Annotated in this window: 15 protein-coding genes and 1 riboswitch; of the genes, 3 read left to right on the forward strand and 12 right to left on the reverse strand. The window is 70.3% G+C overall.

What is annotated here, in order from left to right; all coding sequences use genetic code 11:
• Window positions 1-349 precede the first annotated feature (349 nt).
• Together ABD224_RS06995 and ABD224_RS07000 are read left to right on the forward strand one after the other, a co-directional pair.
• Window positions 350-1,150 carry an ABC transporter ATP-binding protein gene (locus ABD224_RS06995; protein ID WP_344047978.1) on the forward strand — a complete coding sequence of 267 codons (801 nt, stop codon included), beginning with the start codon at window positions 350-352 and terminating at the stop codon, window positions 1,148-1,150.
• Between the two features lie 44 nt (window positions 1,151-1,194).
• On the forward strand, window positions 1,195-3,723 hold the full coding sequence (locus tag ABD224_RS07000) for an ABC transporter permease (protein ID WP_344047980.1): 2,529 nt from the start codon (window positions 1,195-1,197) through the stop codon (window positions 3,721-3,723).
• Between the two features lie 144 nt (window positions 3,724-3,867).
• Here ABD224_RS07000 and ABD224_RS07005 read toward each other — a convergent pair whose 3' ends face one another.
• Both ABD224_RS07005 and ABD224_RS07010 read right to left on the reverse strand, forming a co-directional pair.
• The gene (locus tag ABD224_RS07005) at window positions 3,868-5,169 is read right to left on the reverse strand and encodes a class I SAM-dependent methyltransferase (RefSeq protein ID WP_344047982.1); all 1,302 of its coding nucleotides are present in this window, start codon (window positions 5,167-5,169) and stop codon (window positions 3,868-3,870) included.
• A gap of 168 nt (window positions 5,170-5,337) precedes the next feature.
• A complete protein-coding gene (locus ABD224_RS07010) occupies window positions 5,338-6,741 on the reverse strand; it encodes an NAD(P)/FAD-dependent oxidoreductase (RefSeq protein ID WP_344047985.1) in 1,404 nt (467 codons plus the stop codon).
• 549 nt (window positions 6,742-7,290) lie between these two features.
• On the opposite strand from ABD224_RS07010, the gene ABD224_RS07015 reads away from it, so the two are divergent.
• Entirely contained in the window at window positions 7,291-7,563 is a 273-nt protein-coding gene (locus tag ABD224_RS07015; protein WP_344047987.1) for a type II toxin-antitoxin system Phd/YefM family antitoxin, read from the forward strand.
• A gap of 53 nt (window positions 7,564-7,616) precedes the next feature.
• Here the strand turns inward: ABD224_RS07015 and ABD224_RS07020 are convergent, their stop codons facing one another.
• From ABD224_RS07020 to ABD224_RS07065, 10 genes are all read right to left on the reverse strand, one after another.
• The gene (locus tag ABD224_RS07020) at window positions 7,617-8,570 is read right to left on the reverse strand and encodes a Ppx/GppA phosphatase family protein (RefSeq protein WP_344047989.1); all 954 of its coding nucleotides are present in this window, start codon (window positions 8,568-8,570) and stop codon (window positions 7,617-7,619) included.
• Window positions 8,567-9,187, reverse strand: coding sequence for a DUF501 domain-containing protein (locus ABD224_RS07025; protein WP_344047992.1), 621 nt, complete (start codon window positions 9,185-9,187; stop codon window positions 8,567-8,569). Before ABD224_RS07025 ends, ABD224_RS07020 begins: the two co-directional genes overlap by 4 nt.
• Window positions 9,188-9,212: 25 nt before the next feature.
• Complete coding sequence (locus ABD224_RS07030) at window positions 9,213-9,689, reverse strand: FtsB family cell division protein (protein WP_344048064.1); 477 nt, start codon at window positions 9,687-9,689, stop codon at window positions 9,213-9,215.
• 151 nt (window positions 9,690-9,840) lie between these two features.
• Window positions 9,841-11,127, reverse strand: coding sequence for a phosphopyruvate hydratase (eno, locus tag ABD224_RS07035; protein ID WP_086791429.1), 1,287 nt, complete (start codon window positions 11,125-11,127; stop codon window positions 9,841-9,843).
• Between the two features lie 269 nt (window positions 11,128-11,396).
• Window positions 11,397-12,146: a transglycosylase family protein gene (locus ABD224_RS07040; RefSeq protein ID WP_344047996.1), complete on the reverse strand. Its 750-nt coding sequence runs from the start codon at window positions 12,144-12,146 to the stop codon at window positions 11,397-11,399.
• Between the two features lie 4 nt (window positions 12,147-12,150).
• A riboswitch (cyclic di-AMP (ydaO/yuaA leader) is annotated at window positions 12,151-12,333 on the reverse strand.
• 257 nt (window positions 12,334-12,590) lie between these two features.
• Window positions 12,591-13,469, reverse strand: coding sequence for a transglycosylase family protein (locus ABD224_RS07045; protein WP_425580925.1), 879 nt, complete (start codon window positions 13,467-13,469; stop codon window positions 12,591-12,593).
• A gap of 266 nt (window positions 13,470-13,735) precedes the next feature.
• The gene (locus tag ABD224_RS07050) at window positions 13,736-15,046 is read right to left on the reverse strand and encodes a cytochrome P450 family protein (protein WP_344048000.1); all 1,311 of its coding nucleotides are present in this window, start codon (window positions 15,044-15,046) and stop codon (window positions 13,736-13,738) included.
• A 152-nt stretch (window positions 15,047-15,198) separates the two neighbouring features.
• The gene (locus tag ABD224_RS07055; protein WP_344048002.1) at window positions 15,199-15,666 is read right to left on the reverse strand and encodes a PH domain-containing protein; all 468 of its coding nucleotides are present in this window, start codon (window positions 15,664-15,666) and stop codon (window positions 15,199-15,201) included.
• A gap of 162 nt (window positions 15,667-15,828) precedes the next feature.
• Window positions 15,829-16,062, reverse strand: a complete 234-nt coding sequence (locus ABD224_RS07060; protein ID WP_344048004.1) for a hypothetical protein — start codon at window positions 16,060-16,062, stop codon at window positions 15,829-15,831.
• Window positions 16,063-16,526: 464 nt separating this feature from the next.
• Window positions 16,527-16,913: a hypothetical protein gene (locus tag ABD224_RS07065; protein ID WP_344048006.1), complete on the reverse strand. Its 387-nt coding sequence runs from the start codon at window positions 16,911-16,913 to the stop codon at window positions 16,527-16,529.
• Window positions 16,914-16,930 lie beyond the last annotated feature (17 nt).

Genomic DNA, 16,930 nt, shown 5'->3' on the forward strand with positions numbered 1-16,930 from the left:
TTGTCTTATTTCATTGGTAACTGATGGTGCGTCAGAACCTAGAAGCAGCCATCGGTACTCGCCAATAGCCTTGCCCATCGTGGTCGGCCACATACACGGAATGACGGAATCTCGTCGTCCAAACCGGGGCGCTCCCCCCGTTCTTGGCGCCCCCGCCCGGACGTGCGCCCCGGGGTGACCGTCATCCTCCAGTCCGGGGCGGCCGTCAACCTCCGGTATGACTCGCCCGGGCGCGGTCCGCCCCTGGTCGTCCTCCGGAACCGGAACTGCGGGTGACTCCAGCGGCCCGATCGGCCACGACGATGGTTCACATCCCCGAGAACCTCGTCGTCCCTTCAGGAGCACACCTGTGACCACTTCCTCCATCACCGGCCGTACCACCGCCGTGGCCGCGTGCGCCAGGGATCTGTCGAAGATCTACGGACAGGGCGAGACCCGGGTGGTCGCCCTCGACCGGGTCTCGGTCGACTTCCGGAAGGCCGAGTTCACGGCGATCATGGGGCCGTCCGGTTCCGGCAAGTCCACGCTGATGCACTGTGTGGCGGGCCTGGACACCTTCTCCTCCGGCTCGGTGCGCATCGGTGACACCGAGCTCGGCTCGCTGAAGGACAAGCAGCTCACCAGGTTGCGCCGGGACAAGATCGGCTTCATCTTCCAGGCGTTCAACCTGCTGCCGACGCTCACGGCCCTGGAGAACATCACCCTCCCGATGGACATCGCCGGCCGCAAGCCGGACCAGGAGTGGCTGAGGTCCGTGATCGACATGGTGGGGCTCGCCGGCCGGCTGAACCACCGGCCCTCCCAGCTCTCCGGCGGTCAGCAGCAGCGCGTCGCCGTCGCCCGCGCCCTGGCCTCCCGGCCGGAGATCATCTTCGGTGACGAGCCCACCGGAAACCTCGACTCGCGCGCCGGCGCCGAGGTGCTCGGCTTCCTGCGCAACTCCGTGCGCGACCTCGGCCAGACCGTGGTGATGGTGACCCACGACCCGGTGGCGGCGTCGTACGCGGACCGTGTCGTCTTCCTCGCGGACGGCCGGATCGTGGACGAGGTGTACGCCCCCACGGCGGACGCCGTCCTCGACCGGATGCGGCGCCTTCCCGGAGGGAGTTCCCGGCCCCTCGCGTCCGACGGCACCGGCCGCGCCGGCTGATCCCCCCCACCTTCGTACCCGCACCTCTGGACTGAGACAGAACCATGTTCCGCACCGCCTTGCGCAACGTCCTCGCGCACAAGGCCCGGCTTCTGATGACCGTGCTCGCCGTGATGCTCGGCGTCGCCTTCGTGTCCGGGACCCTCGTCTTCACCGACAGCCTCTCGCAGGCGTACCAGAACGGCTCCGCCAAGGGCTACCGCCATGTCGACGTGGCCGTACGGCCCGTGTACCAGGAGAGCGAGGGCGACCGGCTCGGCAAGGAGACCGAACTGACCCGGACCCTGCTGGACGACAGCGCCCGCGTACCGGGAGCCGCCTCCGCCATCGGCGTCGTCCAGGGCTTCACCGCGATCGCCGACAAGAACGGCAAGCTGATCAGCGAGAACTTCCCGTCCCGGGGCGGCAACTACTGGGGAAGCAAGGACCCCCGGTACCCGCTGAAGTCCGGCACCGCCCCCCGGGGCGAGGACCAGGTTCTCATCGACTCCGAGACCGCCCGCCGCGCCGGCTACAAGGTCGGCGACACCATCCGCATCTCCGTCGACGGCCCCGTCCTCACCCCCACCGTCACCGGCATCTTCACCACCGACGACGGTCATGTCGCCGCCGGCGGCAGCCTCGCCCTGTTCGACACGGCGACCGCGCAGAAGCTGTTCGGCAAGCCGGGCACGTACGACGAGATCGCCGTGAAGGCGAAGGCCGGCGTCAGCCAGGCGGAGCTGAAGGCGCAGCTGGACCGGGCGCTGCCCCGCGACCGGGTCGAGACGGTCACCGGCAAGCGGCTGGCCGACCAGGAGGCACGGGCGATCGAGAACTCGATGAGCGGCATGAAGCAGGGTCTGCTGATCTTCGCCGGGATCTCGCTGTTCGTCGGCACGTTCATCATCGCCAACACCTTCACCATGCTGGTCGCCCAGCGCACCAGGGAACTGGCGCTGCTGCGCGCCGTCGGCGCCTCCCGCCGGCAGGTCACCCGGTCCGTGCTGATCGAGGCGTTCGTGGTGGGCGCGGTGGCCGCCGTGACCGGTCTGATCGCCGGTATCGGTATCGGCGAGGCGCTGAAGTCCCTGGTGAAGGCGCTGGGTGCCGTCATCCCGGAGGGGCCGGTGGTCATCGCCCCCGGCACCGTCCTCAGTGCCCTGGCGGTCGGTGTCCTGGTGACCATGCTGGCCGCATGGCTGCCCGGCCGGCGGGCTGCCAAGATCCCGCCGGTGGCGGCGATGAGCAGCGTGCACGCGAAGGCCACCACCAAGTCGCTGGTGCTGCGCAACACCATCGGCGCCCTGTTCTCGGCGGCCGGTGCCACCGCGGTCCTGGCGGCCAGGACGATGGACATGAACACCGCCCAGATCGTCATGGGATGCGGCGCCGTGCTCCTCATCACCGGTGTGTTCGTCCTGACGCCGCTGCTGTCCCGCCCGCTGATCGCCGCCGCGGCCCCGGCCCTGCGCGCCTTCGGGGTCGCCGGCAAGCTGGCCCGGCAGAACGCGGTGCGCAACCCGCGCCGTACGGCGGCCACCGCGGCCGCGTTGATGATCGGCCTGACCCTGATCACCGGTATGACGGTGCTGGCGCTCAGCCTGCAGCGCGGGATCGACAAGATGGCCTCGGCCGCGCTCCGCGCCGACTACGTGGTGGCCATGGCGAACGGCAACTTCCTCTCCCCTCAGGTCGAGAAGAAGCTGCGCGCCGTCGAGGACGTCACCGCCACCAGCCCGATGCGCAACTCGCCCTCCCTCATCGAGGGCGAGACCGAGTACCTGACCGGCGTCGACGGCTCCGTCTTCGGCAAGCTGACGGACCTGAAGGTCAAGGACGGCTCCTTCACGATCGGCGGCACCCAGGTCATCGTCGACGAGACGACCGCCAAGGAGCACGGGTGGAAGGCCGGTTCGCGCTTCACCGTCGCCTATGAGGACGGCAGGAAGCAGAAGCTGACGGTCGCCGGGCTCTACGAGAGCAACGAGATGATCCGCGGGATCATGCTGGACAACGCCACCCTCTCCCCGCACCAGTCCGACCCCACCGACATGCTGATCCTGGTCAAGACCGCCGACGGCCCGTCCGACGCGGCCAAGGACAGGCTGGTCAAGGCCCTCGGCTCCAACCCGGGCATCAAGATCCAGGACAAGCAGGCCCTCTCCCAGGAGATCGGCCAGATGTTCTCCCTGATGCTGAACATGCTCTACGGCCTGCTCGCCATGGCGGTGATCGTGGCGGTCCTCGGGGTCATCAACACCCTGGCGATGTCGGTCTTCGAGCGTGCCCAGGAGATCGGAATGCTCCGTGCGATCGGTCTGGACCGCGGGGGCGTCAAGCGGATGGTCCGTCTGGAGTCCCTGGTGATCTCCCTGTTCGGCGGGGTCCTCGGCGTCGGGCTCGGTGTGTTCTTCGGCTGGGCCGCCGGAGAGCTGCTCGCCGCCAAGCTCGAGACGTACGAATTGATCCTGCCCTGGGGGAGGCTGGCCGTCTTCCTGCTGCTGGCGGCGGCGGTCGGTGTGCTGGCCGCCCTGTGGCCGGCCCGGCGCGCGGCCCGGATGAACATGCTCCAAGCGATCAAGGCGGAGTGATCACGGCGGGAGCAGCCGCACCCGCACGACGAAGGGCCCCGTTCCACGTGAAACGGGGCCCTTCACCCATGTGCCCGCCCAACCGGCCCGCGCCGAGCAGTCCGTGCCCGGCCGCCCGTGCCGAGCGGTCCGCGCCGAATGGGTCTACGCGCCCCATGTACGGGCCCGCAGCGGCATCCCCGAGTCGCCGGACTCGGGGGTCTTCACCGCCAGCACCTGGTTGACACCGATGCGATTGCGCTCGAAGGCGATGGCCGAGGCCGCCATGTACAGCTTCCAGACACGGGCACGGCCGGGGCCGGCGAGCTGTACCGCGCGGTCCCAGTGCGCCTCCAGATTGGCGACCCAGCGGCGCAGGGTGAGCGCGTAGTGCTCGCGGAGCGACTCCAGGTCGCGCACCTCGAACCCGGCGCGTTCCAGCTGGGTGACGGTGGTGCCGACGGGAGCGAGTTCGCCGTCGGGGAAGACGTAGGCGTCGATGAACTCGTCCACCCGGTACGCCGACTCGTCGCGCTGCGGACGGCGGCCGATCTGGTGGTTGAGGAGCCGCCCGCCGGGCCTGAGCAGGGAGTGCAGGACCCGCGCGTACTCCAGGTAGGGGGCGGCGCCGACGTGTTCGGCCATGCCGATGGAGGAGATGGCGTCGTACGGCCCGTCGTCCACGTCCCGGTAGTCCTGGACCCGGATCTCCACCCGGTCGGTGAGCCCTTCGTCGGCGACGCGCTTACGGGCGTACCCGGCCTGTTCCCGGGACAGGGTGACGCCGACGACGCTCACGCCGTGCTCACGGGCCGCGTGGAGGGCCAGGGAGCCCCAGCCGCAGCCGACGTCGAGAAGGCGCCGGCCGGGTTTCAGGTCCAGCTTGCGGCAGACGAGTTCGAGCTTGTCGTGCTGGGCCTGCTCGAGGGTGGCGCCGGGTGCGGAGGACGGCCAGTAGGCGCAGGAGTACACCATGGACGGGCCGAGGACGAGTTCGTAGAAGTCGTTGCCGACGTCGTAGTGGTGGCTGATGGCGCGTCTGTCGCTGCGCCTGGTGTGCACGGGGCCGCGGCGCCGGCGGACCTCCTCGCGGGGCGGGGCGGGCGGCAGCGGGAGCCCGGCCAGCCTCACCAGTTCGCGCACGGCGGCCCGTGCCTCCGGGTCGCGCAGCGTCCGGGTGAGCCCGGGGGCGTCCTCCCCGCGCTCCCAGATGAGGCCGGCGAGCAGGTCGAGAGCGGTGAAGAGGTCCCCCTCGACCGTCAGGTCCCCGGCCACCCAGGCGCGGGCCAGGCCCAGTTCACCGGGTTTGAACAGCAGCCGTCGCAGGGCGCGGCGGTTGCGTACGACGAGCACCGGTGCTCCGGGCGGCCCGGCCTCCGAACCGTCCCAGGCGCGGACGCGCACCGGGAGGGGAGCCCCCGCCAGCTGTTCGAGAGATCTCGTGAGCCGCGACGCGGCGTCGGGCATGGTGAACACCTCCGTGACGACGAACGCCGGATGTCACCCACCACGTAAACACCGGGACACCCCCGGCGCAGCCCCCGCAACGGAGTCACGCGGGGGCAAACACCCCGAAGGGCCCTCCGCACCACGGACGGCGGAGGGCCCTTCGGCCGGTTCGGTGACCGCTGGAGGTCAGGACGCCTTGGCCTTTTCCCCGACCTTCTCCTCGGCCTTCTTCCCGGCCGCCGCAGCGGCGACCGGAGCCGGCTTGGCGACCTCGTAGAACCCCTCGCGCGGGTTCTCCATCGCACCGAGGGAGACCACCTCGCGCTTGAGGAACATGGCGAGGGTCCAGTCGGCGAAGACGCGGATCTTGCGGTTCCAGGTCGGCATGGCCATGCCGTGGTAGATGCGGTGCATGTACCAGGCGAGGCGGCCCTTGAGCCGGATCTTCGCCTTGCCCACGACGATCATCGCCACGCCCTTGTGGAGGCCGAGGCCCGCGACCGCGCCCTTGTTGGCGTGCTTGTAGGGCTTCTGCGGGAAGCCGCGCATACCGGCGATCACGTTGTCGCCGAGGACCTTGGCCTGGCGCAGCGCGTGCTGGGCGTTCGGCGGGCACCAGGCGTTCTCGTTGCCCGCCTCGCGGCCGACGAGGTCGGGCACCTGGGCGTTGTCGCCGGCGGCCCAGATGTAGTCGGTGCCGGTGACCTGGAGGGTCGGCTGGGTGTCGATGTGGCCGCGCGGACCGAGCGGCAGGCCGAAGTCGGCCAGCGCCGGGTTCGGCTTGACGCCGGCGGTCCAGACGATCGTGTTGGAGTCGACCTCGAGGCCGTTCTTGAGCACCACGTGGCCGTCGACGCAGGACTCCATGGAGGTGGAGAGGTAGACCTCCACGCCGCGGCTCTCCAGGTGCTCCTTGCCGTACTGGCCGAGCTTCGGGCCGACCTCGGGGAGGATCCTGTCGGCGGCGTCGACGAGGATGAAGCGCATGTCCTCGCGGGACACGTTCCGGTAGTACTTGGCCGCGTCCCGGGCCATGTCCTCGACCTCGGCGATGGTCTCGGCTCCGGCGAAGCCACCACCGATGAAGACGAAGGTGAGCGCCTTGCGGCGGACCTCCTCGTCCTGAGTGGAGTCGGCCTTGTCGAGCTGCTCGAGGACGTGGTTGCGCAGGCCGATGGCCTCCTCGATGCTCTTCATGCCGATGCCCTGCTCGGCGAGACCGGGGATCGGGAAGGTGCGGGAGACCGCGCCCATCGCGATGACCAGGTAGTCGAAGGGCAGTTCGTAGGAGTCGCCGACCAGCGGGGCGACCGTGGCGACCTTGCGGTCCTGGTCGATGGCGGTGACCCGGCCGGTGAGGACCTCCGCCTTGGGCAGCACACGCCGCAGCGGGACGACGACGTGACGGGGGGAGATGTTGCCGGCGGCGGCTTCGGGCAGGAAGGGCTGATAGGTCATGTACGACCGGGGGTCGACGACCGTGACGGTCGCCTCGCCGTAGCGCATCTTCTTCAGGATGCGCCGAGCCGCGTACAGGCCTACGTACCCACCGCCCACGATGAGGATCCTGGGACGCTCCGTGGTGCTCATGGCATCGAGTATCCCCCTACCCCAGGTGGGGGCCTCGTGCGCCCCTTCACAAGCTTGGGCAGGGCCCGAGTTATAATGCGCGCCCCGTTTTGCGCAGGATCCGCCGCCGGACGGCGGTCACCGTCCGGTTCGGACCGTTGTCAAGGCCGCGTGAGCTGCTCCTCTGTCCGGACCGAAGGTCCTAAGGGAAAGGGCCGAAGGCCCCTTGCACATCTTCTGCCGGCACCCTCTCGAGCGCCGTTTTCCTCCTGCCGGGCCTCCTTGCGGGCCCGCGGAGGCGCTTTTGCCCGCGAACCGGACCGACTCCCTTGTGAATAACTTCACGAAGTTTTTCGGAGGGGCACGCCGAGGGGTGCGCGGGGAGCCGCGCCGAGGGGCGCCACAAAGACCCCCCGGACACCGCTCTCCACGGTATCCGACCTGCTCACACAGATACTACCGACCAGTAGCCAACGTGCCCGCGCCGATGGTCACGCGACGCCGCCGGCACACGCGAACGCGGTCCCTGAATCCGGGCTGCGTGCACACATGGGCGCGTACGCTGACCGCGTGGCTGAGCACACCGTGACCGTACGGGAGGCCCGCGCGCACCTCGCGGACCACATCAACCGGGCCGAGGAAGGCGTTCCGACCGTCATCACGCGCAACGGCATCCCGGTGGCGGCCGTGGTCCCGATCTCGGACTTCGAGGCACTGGAGGAAGCGGCCGACGTGCTGTTGGCGCGGGAAGCGGAGGCGGTGCTGACCGAGGGCGGCCCCACCGTCACGATGGCGGAGCTGCTGGCGGACCTGTTCACCGAGCAGGACGGCGTGACGGTGTGACGCACGCCTTCCGCCTCACCGGGCGGCGCAGCGGCACCGCCCGGTGGTATCCCTCAGCGTGCCTCGGCGGCGCAGCTGTGAGCTATCCCGTCGAGGATGTCGTGCTCGCTGACGACGACCTCCCGCGCACCGATGCGCTCCATGATCGCCAACAGGACCAGGGAGCCCGCGCCGATGACGTCGACACGGCCCGGGTGCAGGGACGGGATGGCCGCGCGCTCGGCGTGCGTGGAGCGGAGCAGCTCTCCTGTGATCTGGCGGACGCGGTCGAGGGAGACACGGGAGTGGTGGATGGCCGCCGAGTCGTACGCGGGCAGGTTCTGGGCGATCGCCGACACCGTCGTCACCGAGCCGGCCAGGCCCACCAGCGTGCGCGCCTCGCGCAGCGGGACCGTCTCCTCGGCCTGGTCGAGCGCGGCCTCGATGTCGGCCCGCATGGCGGCGATCTGCTCCTCGGCGGGCGGGTCGGCGACCATGCCGTCCCGTACCAGGTGGCGCTCGGTCATCCGGACGCAGCCCACGTCCACCGAGCGGGCCGCGCGCACATGGTCGTCGCCCACGACGAACTCCGTCGAGCCACCGCCGATGTCCACCACCAGAAAGGGCCGGGCGAGATCCGTGCGCCTCGCCAGCTCCTTGGTGGCGCCCGTGAAGGAGAACTCCGCCTCCTGGTCGCCGGAGATCACCTCCGGCTCGACACCGAGGAGGTCCATCACCCCGTCGATGAACTCCTGACGGTTCTCGGCGTCCCGCGAGGCGGAGGTGGCCACGAAACGCAGCCGCTCGGCGCCGTGCTCCTTGATGATCCCGGCGTACTCGCGGCAGGCCGCGAAGGTCCGCTCGAGCGCCTCGGGAGCGAGCCGGCCGGTGCGGTCCACGCCCTGGCCGAGCCGCACGATGGTCATCCGGCGGTCCAGGTCGACGAGTTCGCCGGTGTCCGGGTTCACGTCCGCGACGAGCAGCCGGATGGAATTCGTACCGCAGTCGATGGCGGCGACCCGCGTCACTGCCCGTTCTCCTTCTGTTCCTCGCGGTCCTCGGCCTCAGCGCGCTCCGCGTGCTCTGCGCGCTCCATGGGTTCTGCGTGCTCTGCGGGTTCTTCGCGTTTCTCGGGCACCGTCACGCACGGGCCCTTGCGCCACCACTCGGGCAGCATCGCGAGGGCCTCGTCGCCGAGCGGGTTCACCCCGGGGCCGGCGGCCAGCGCGTGGGCGACCAGGACGTGCAGGCACTTGACCCGGTCCGGCATACCGCCCGCGCTCGGAAAGCCGGTCAGCTCCTCGATCTCGTCCCGGCGCCGGATGTAGTCCTCGTGCGCCGCCCGGTACGCCGCCGCCAGCTCGGGGTCGGTGGCCAGCCGCGCGGTCATCTCCTTCATCACCCCGCCGGCCTCGAGCGTGCCGATGGCCGAGGCGGCGCGCGGGCACGTCAGGTAGTACAGCGTCGGGAAGGGCGTGCCGTCGGGCAGCCGCGGGGCCGTCTCCACGACGTCCGGCTGCCCGCAGGGGCAGCGGTGCGCGATCGCGCGCAGTCCGCGCGGCGGCCGCCCGAGCTGCCGCGTGCAGGCCTCTACGTCCGCCTCGGTGGGTTCGGTGCGCGGGGTGGGCGGCGGTGGGGTGTGCATGCCTTGTCTACGTCTCTCTGTGGGTTCACTGGCCGGAGGCGTCGGACTTGTCGACGCCGTCCCAGACATGGGCGTACCAGGGGCGGCGGGCCGTGCTCCGCTCGGGGCGGGACTGCCTGGCCCGGCTCGGGTCGGTCACGACATAGCCGATCTCCCCGGGCCTGACATAGTGCAGCCGCTTGCGGATCTGCTGCTCGGCGTAGGCGTCGTCCTGCCAGCGTGCCTTGAGGTCGCGCAGTTCCTCCACCCGCTGCTGGGCCTGCCGCTTCTGCCGCTCGAGCTCAGCGATGTCGGCGCGCTGGGAGAGGTACTGCCGCATCGGGTACGCCAGGGCGACCACCAGCGAGCACACCACCAGCGCGAGCAGCGCCGCACGGCCGGTGAGCCGGGAGCGGCGGGCCTGGCGCCGGGTCTGTGAACGGTAGACGCGGGCCGCGGTCTGCTCGCCGAGCAGTCTGAGCCTGGTCGCGGTGGAGAACCGGTCCCGGTCCTTGACGGCCATCGTCCCCGCCTCCCGTTCATGCTCCTTGATGCCGCCCACATGTGCGTACGTCCCCGCACACGGTACGGGACCGGGTACGGGGACGTACGGACGACTGGCTCACGACTGGCTCAGACCGTGCCCTGGTGCGGCCCGGTCCCTGCTGGGCCCGTCAGTTCGAGGGGCGGAAGCGGGGGAACGCGCTGCGGCCCGCGTACACCGCCGCGTCGTCCAGGATCTCCTCGATGCGCAGCAGCTGGTTGTACTTGGCCACGCGCTCGGAGCGGGCCGGGGCACCGGTCTTGATCTGGCCGCAGTTGGTGGCGACGGCCAGGTCGGCGATGGTGACGTCCTCGGTCTCGCCGGAGCGGTGGGACATCATGCACTTGTAGCCGTTGCGCTGGGCCAGCTCGACGGCGTCCAGGGTCTCGGTCAGCGAGCCGATCTGGTTGACCTTGACCAGCAGGGCGTTGGCGGCGCCCTCCTCGATGCCGCGGGCCAGACGCTCGGGGTTGGTGACGAACAGGTCGTCGCCGACGAGCTGGACCTTGTCGCCGAGCTTGGCGGTGATGGTCTTCCAGCCCTCCCAGTCGTCCTCGAACAGCGGGTCCTCGATGGAGACCAGCGGGTAGGCGGCGACCAGCTCCTCGTAGTAGGAGATCATGTCGGCCACCGAGCGCTCCTTGCCCTCGAAGACGTAGGAGCCGTCCTTGTGGAACTCGGAGGCGGCGACGTCGAGGGCGAGGGCGATCTGCTCACCGGGGGTGTAGCCGGCCTCCTTGATCGCCTCGAGGATGAGGTCGAGGGCCTCGCGGTTGGAGCCGAGGTTCGGGGCGAAGCCGCCCTCGTCGCCGAGGCCGGTGGACAGGCCCTTGCTCTTCAGGACCTTCTTCAGGGTGTGGTAGACCTCGGCGCCCCAGCGCAGGGCCTCGGAGAAGGACTCCGCGCCGATCGGGGCGATCATGAACTCCTGGATGTCCACGTTGGAGTCGGCGTGCGAGCCGCCGTTCAGGATGTTCATCATCGGCACCGGCAGCAGGTGCGCGTTGGGGCCGCCCAGGTAGCGGAAGAGCGGCAGGTCGGACGCCTCGGCGGCGGCGTGCGCGACGGCAAGGGAGACTCCGAGGATGGCGTTGGCGCCCAGCGAGCCCTTGTTGTCGGTGGCGTCCAGGTCGAACATGGCCTGGTCGATCAGGCGCTGCTCGGTGGCGTCGTAGCCGACGAGCTCCGGGCCGATCTGCTCGATCACGGCGAGAACGGCCTTCTCGACACCCTTGCCCTGGTAGCGGTTGGGGTCGCCGTCGCGCAGCTCGATGGCCTCGAAGGCGCCGGTGGAGGCGCCGGACGGAACGGCGGCACGACCCGTGCTGCCGTCGTCGAGGCCGACCTCGACCTCGACCGTGGGGTTGCCTCGGGAGTCCAGGATTTCCCGGGCTACGACGACGTCGATGGACGGCACGAGCATCTCCTTCGTGGATATGACGCTTGAAGTGCGGGGCGTGTGGGTCTTTGCGCCTAGAGCCTATCCGTCCGGGGCCGCCGACCGGCCGACCGACCGTCCCTTGGACAGGCGGGGGCAGGCTGACGGTACCCTTTGTTTCCCTTCGGAACAAACAGGGGGACACACAGGGGGACGGAAACGAGCCCCGCCCCGGTGTGCACGGGGGACGACGCTCACCGGGGCGGGAGTCCGCGGGGACGGGGCCGGTCACCTCAGGTGCGGGCCGGTCACCTCAGGTGCAGCAGCTGGCCCGGGTAGATGAGGTCGGGGTCGTCGATGATGTCCTTGTTCAGCTCGAACAGCTTCGGCCAGCCGCCCCTGACGCCGTACCGCTCGGCGATGGCGCTGAGGGTGTCGCCGGGGACCACCTCGTACTCGCCGTCGCCCTTCTCGACCTTCTTGCCGGCCGGGGCGGTGACGGCCTTCTTCCGCGGGGCCTGCTTGTGAGGAGCCTGCTTGTGAGGAGCCTGCTTGTGCGGGGCCGGACGCGCCGCCGAGCGGTCGGCCCGCTGCTCGGCCGAGCGCTTGGTGGTGCCGCTCTTCGCGGAGCCGCCGGAGCCGCTGCCCTGGGAGCCGGCACCGGAAGAGGCGCCGCCGTTGTAGGGGGTGCGGGAGAGCACCTTGCCGCAGACCGGCCAGGCGCCCTTGCCCTGGACCGCGAGGACCTTCTCGGCGACGGCCATCTGCTGCTCCTTGGTGGCCAGGTCGGCGCGCGGGGCGTAGGCGGTGCCGCCGAACGCGGCCCAGGTGGAGGCGGCGAACTGCAGGCCGCCGTAGTAGCCGTTGCCGGTGTTGATGGACCAGTTGCCGCCGGACTCGCACCGGGCGACCGCCTCCCACTCGGAGGCGGTGGCGGCGGAGGCGTTGCCGGAGGCCAGCAGCGGCGCGGCGACGGCGGCGCCGGTGACGCCGGCGAGCCTGACGGCACGGGTGGGCCTGGACGGGCGACGGTGTCTGCCCTTGCCGGAGAACAGCATGACGGGATCCCCTCACCGACGCCTGCGAGGTGAGCTGTCGGGTTCGGGCCGGTTGGGTTGCCCGGCCGTGCTTCCCGCACAAGGCACGGCTTGCGCAGGGCACGGCTTCACCCCAAGCCGCTCCGTCAACAGTCCGCAGCGGCACTTACCTTGGGTCCCCCGCTCCTGCCCGCGGCGCTTGACGCGACGACCGTTCCCGGGCTGCCGGCGGCAGGATTCGGCGTTCGCGGCAGCCGGGGCTCGCGGTGGCGAGCGGTCATGACCGTAGACACGCGTTCTGCCGAATTCAAAGACGATCGGGGCTTGTGAGACTCATCCCACACTTTCACCGAAAAAGACATTCGACGAAAGTGCGGGCATGAACTCCTGCCCCTTTCAGGAGGTTTCGACAGGGATGTCCGGGATCTGACCGACGGTGAGGCCGGGCAGGCCGGCGCCGGCCGTCTACCGGCTCGCGCCGTACGGCACGCCCCAGCCGCCCTGGAGGCCGTAGTAGTCGGCGTTGGACTCGGGGGAGGAGCCGTAGTGGCCGGCAGTGGAGGGGGCGGCCGAGTTGGTGCGCACATCGTTGCCGCCGCCCGAGGCGGAGCCGCCGGCGTCGAGCGTGCCGGTGTCGACCAGTGCCGAATCGCCCTCGACGTACACGGGGCCGCCCGCGTAGCCCAATTCGGGAGCAATGGGAGGAAGGAAGCTGGGAAGTGCGGGAATGACCACCTTCTCCTCGGGCGAGGCCTCGGGCCCGGCCGGCTCCTTCTCCGTGCCGGACGGGGAGGCCGAGGAGGACGGCTGTGCCGGAGTCGCGCTCGGCGAGTTCGCCGGCTCGGGCGTAGTGGAGGGCGAAGCAGACGGAGTGGACGAATCAGGCGAGCTGGACGACTCGGGCGAATCACTCGCCCCCTGCGCGGGGTTGGACAGGCCGAGACCGCCCGACAGGGCGGGGGCGGGCGTTTCGGGCGAGGCGGAGGATCCGGACGTACCGTTCCCCACACCGGTGTCGACGTTCGCCGCGGCGGACTCCTTGACGAGCCCGGAGGCCGGCCCGCAGTTCGGCCAGGCCTCGGGGCCCCGGTCGGCGAGTATCTTCTCGGCCACGGCTATCTGCTGGGACCGGCTGGCCTGGTCGGCGCTCGGGGCGTAGTCGAGGCCGCCGTACTTCTCCCAGTCCTCCTGCGTGAACTGCAGCCCGCCGTAGTAGCCGTTGCCGCTGTTGGCGCTCCAGGAGCCGCCGCTCTCGCACTCCGCCACCTTGTCCCACGTGGTACCGTCCGCCGCGCTGGCGCCGGAGGCACCCATCAGCGGGATGGCGATGGCGGACCCGGTCACTCCGGCGGCGACGAGAAAAGCCGGAGCCTGACGGGGGCGACGATGACGACCATTCCCGGAGAGCATACGGAGCCCTTTCAACCGACAGCAGCGATCCCGAGGCGGCTCACCCGGCCGAGTGACCGCGACGTTGATGGGTGAAGGTAGCGGGTGTCGATCACTTGTCACAAGTCAATGCCGCGCAGATCACATGCAGATCACATAGTTGAGCACACGTCATCTTTGCGTGCGCCATGAGCGCGGTCACGCGGCCGGGGAGACCGTGATCACGGCCTCTTGTCCGCCTCTGTCCGGACGTGGGGGCGCGGAGTGAACCGCACGGGCAAGGTCCGCAGCCCTCGCATGATGAGCCCGCCGCGCCAGCGCACATCGCTTGGTTCCGCGTCGAGTTGAAGATCCGGGAGGCGGTTGAACAGGGTGGCGAGGGCGGTCCGGCCCTCCAGGCGGGCGAGCGGGGCGCCGAGGCAGTAGTGGATGCCGTGCCCGTACCCGAGGTGTTGATTGTCACGTCGGCCGAGGTCGAGGACATCGGGGTCGGTGAAGCGCTCCGGGTCCCGGTCGGCGGCGGCGAGGACGACGAGGACCGGGTCGCCGGGGGCGATCTCCTGCCCGCCGATGGTGAGCGGCCGGGTGGCGAAGCGCCAGGTGGCCATCTCCACGGGGCCGTCGTAACGCAGGAGTTCCTCCACCGCCGTCTCCAGCAGGTCCGTCTCCTGCCGGGCGAGGGAGGCCTGCAGCCGGTCGCGCTGCTCGGGGTGGGTGAGCAGGGCGTAGGTGCCGTTGCCGATGAGGTTGACGGTGGTCTCGAAGCCGGCGAAGAGAAGGATGAAGGCCATGGCGGCGGCCTCCTTCTCGGTGAGGTGCTCCCCGTGGTCGGAGGCGCGGATGAGACCGGAGATGAGGTCCTCGCCGGGGGCGGGTTCGGGAGGCAGCGCCTGGCGCTTGCGGTGGATGAGGTCGGCGAGATAGCCGCGCATCATCTGCACCGAGCGGGCCACTCCCCCGCGGGGCCCCTTTCCGTGCCGGATCATCATGCCCGCCCAGTCACGGAAGTCGTCCTGGTCCTCGCGCGGGACGCCGAGCATGTCGCAGATGGCGTAGATGGGCAGCGGGAAGGCGAACTCGTGGATGAGGTCGGCGGTGCCGCGCCCGGCGAAGGCGTCGATGAGGCCGTCGGCCAGCTCCTGCACCCGGGGGGCGAACTCGGCGACGCGGCGGGGGGTGAACGCCTTGCTCACCAGCCGGCGCAGACGGGTGTGGTCCGGCGGGTCGATGTTGAGCAGATGCGTCATCAGCTCGGCCTTGCGCTCGCCGGGGATGCCGGTCTTGCCCCGGGCGTGGGCGGGCTCGTCGTGGTGCGCCGGATTCTTGGAGAGACGGTTGTCGGCGAGGGCCTGCCGGGCGTCGGCGTACCGTGTGACCAGCCAGGCCTCGACCCCGCTGGGCAGTCGCGTCCAGTGCACGGGCGCGTGCTCGCGCAGCCAGGCGTAGGCGGGGTAGGGGTTGCCGGCGAACTCCCAGGTGAACAGCTCGGGGGCTTCGGGGACGGTGCTGGAGGGGTGAGGCTGGTCGGTCACCCTTCGACGGTATCCGGCAGCCGCGGGCACGTGCCTTCGCGGGGGCCGGACCGAGAGCGCCGCAGGTCGCAGGCCCCCTCACGCCGAACCTGTCACCTCTGCTCCCTCACCCGACCGCGCCGCGCGCCCGCGCCGGCCGGCCGTCACAGTCCTCAGCGCGGTTCTCGGGCCTGGTGCCAGCGCTGGATGATCCGGTCGGCCTGTTCGGAGAAGCGGGCGTACTGCTGCTCGCTGCACCTGATCTCGACATAGGGGGCAGCCAGCCACACGGTACGGCCGCGGCCGGTACGGAGGCGGACCCGGTGGGCGCCGTAGCCGCGGCCGGCCTTCTCCTCCACCGCGACGGACTCGATGTCCGGCCACGGTACGAAGCACCTCCTCAGCGGGCGGCCCGTGCGGATGCCTTCCTGATCCACGACGGTCTTCCCGAAGGCCACGTTGAGAAGGAAAGGCGCCAGAGCGAGCAGGGCGATGCCCAGCGTCTCGACGAACGTCATGTGCCCCAGCGCGACCCGGGCCAGACCGAACGCACCCAGCACCACGCAGACGACGACGAACACCAGCGTGCGCGTCCGGTCCGGCGTCAGGAACTCCAGCCGTTCCTCGGACGGGGCGTTCAATGCTCCGGGACGGTGGGCCACTGTTTCCCTCTCTTCTGGACCTTCTGAAGTTTTCCGGGGTTGTCCCCAGGTTCTTTCAGGCTTCTCCGGGACGGAGGGCAGTAAGAAAGCGAACTCGTGGACGAAGTGTTCGAGGCGGTGCCGGAAAGCCGGGCCGCTCGGCTACTCCTCGACGGTATCCGGCAGTCCCGGGCACATCCCTTCCGCACGGGCACGACGCCGCTTCCGCAGCGTCCGCATCCCCTGCACCATGAGAACGACGAACACCGATCCCGTGATCCCCAGCACCGCCGTGGGAAGGAAGACCGCCCAATCGCGCCGCAGCACGGCGAGCACGGCCACGACGAGCACAACGGGCGTCACGCCGACGATCGCGCCGGCCAGGCGATGCTCCATGTAGCTGACCGGTACCCGGTCCCGTTCGGCCGGAAGGGCAACAGGCTGCACGTGACGCGCACGGCGAGGCTTTCCCCGCTCCTGCTCGGCCTCTCTTCGGAAACCCCGGACACCTCTGCTCCCCCGGACGAACGCCGCTCCATCAAAAGCTACCCCGCACGCCTGCGCCGTCCGCGCAGCTCCAGAAGTCCTTTGCCCATGAGCACACTGAGCACCGAGGCCACGCCCCCCCACCACGCCGGCCGGAACGGCGAACAGCCACCAGCGGTCCAGCGCCCCCACAATCCCGAGAGCCGGCCCACCCAGCCCATATATGGGCATGCACATACCCAGCCGGTGCTCGAGGTAGCTCACGGGAACTCTCTCCCCGTTCGGCCGGTACGGCAGCAAGGCGCAGGCGAGGCGCACGGACAGGCTCTCCTCCGGTCCGTCTGTCCGGCTCTTCCCGGGAGGCCCGGTCATGCTCACCCGCCGAACAGGGCGAAGGACAGGCCGGTCCAGGCCAGGATGCCGACCAGCAGGGTCCCCACGACCCAGGACGGGGGCTCGTACTCCTTGGAGTCGATCTTCTCCCCGGCCGCCTTCCTCCGGTTGAGCTCCTTGCGCCGCCCCCACGGGAAGAGAAGCATCAGGCTGAGCAGGGCCATGGCTCCGCCGAGGCTGAACAGGATCATGTCGAGCGACTCGCCCTTGAACAGCCCGATGCCGATGCCGCCGGCGAGCGGGAGGAGTATCCACACCAAGGGTGCCCGCTGCCGCCAGTTGACGGTGACCGCGCAGTAGACGAGCGCGAAGACGGCCATGCCGACGACGAAGGCCACGAGGGCGACCTCGCTGGACGCGTGAGACATCGTGTGAGTCCTCGACT

It is taken from the genome of Streptomyces thermoalcalitolerans (assembly GCF_039525155.1).
GTDB classification, from domain to species: Bacteria; Actinomycetota; Actinomycetes; order Streptomycetales; family Streptomycetaceae; genus Streptomyces; species Streptomyces thermovulgaris.

What these genes read in the sequence shown, in the direction of transcription:
- ABD224_RS07000 (WP_344047980.1), top strand. Translation starts at nt 1,195, where the DNA reads ATGTTCCGCACCGCCTTGCGCAACGTCCTCGCGCACAAGGCCCGGCTT.
- ABD224_RS07005 (WP_344047982.1), bottom strand. Translation starts at nt 5,169, where the DNA reads ATGCCCGACGCCGCGTCGCGGCTCACGAGATCTCTCGAACAGCTGGCG.
- ABD224_RS07010 (WP_344047985.1), bottom strand. Translation starts at nt 6,741, where the DNA reads ATGAGCACCACGGAGCGTCCCAGGATCCTCATCGTGGGCGGTGGGTAC.
- ABD224_RS07025 (WP_344047992.1), bottom strand. Translation starts at nt 9,187, where the DNA reads ATGCACACCCCACCGCCGCCCACCCCGCGCACCGAACCCACCGAGGCG.
- ABD224_RS07030 (WP_344048064.1), bottom strand. Translation starts at nt 9,689, where the DNA reads ATGGCCGTCAAGGACCGGGACCGGTTCTCCACCGCGACCAGGCTCAGA.
- ABD224_RS07040 (WP_344047996.1), bottom strand. Translation starts at nt 12,146, where the DNA reads ATGCTGTTCTCCGGCAAGGGCAGACACCGTCGCCCGTCCAGGCCCACC.
- ABD224_RS07060 (WP_344048004.1), bottom strand. Translation starts at nt 16,062, where the DNA reads ATGGAGCATCGCCTGGCCGGCGCGATCGTCGGCGTGACGCCCGTTGTG.
- ABD224_RS07065 (WP_344048006.1), bottom strand. Translation starts at nt 16,913, where the DNA reads ATGTCTCACGCGTCCAGCGAGGTCGCCCTCGTGGCCTTCGTCGTCGGC.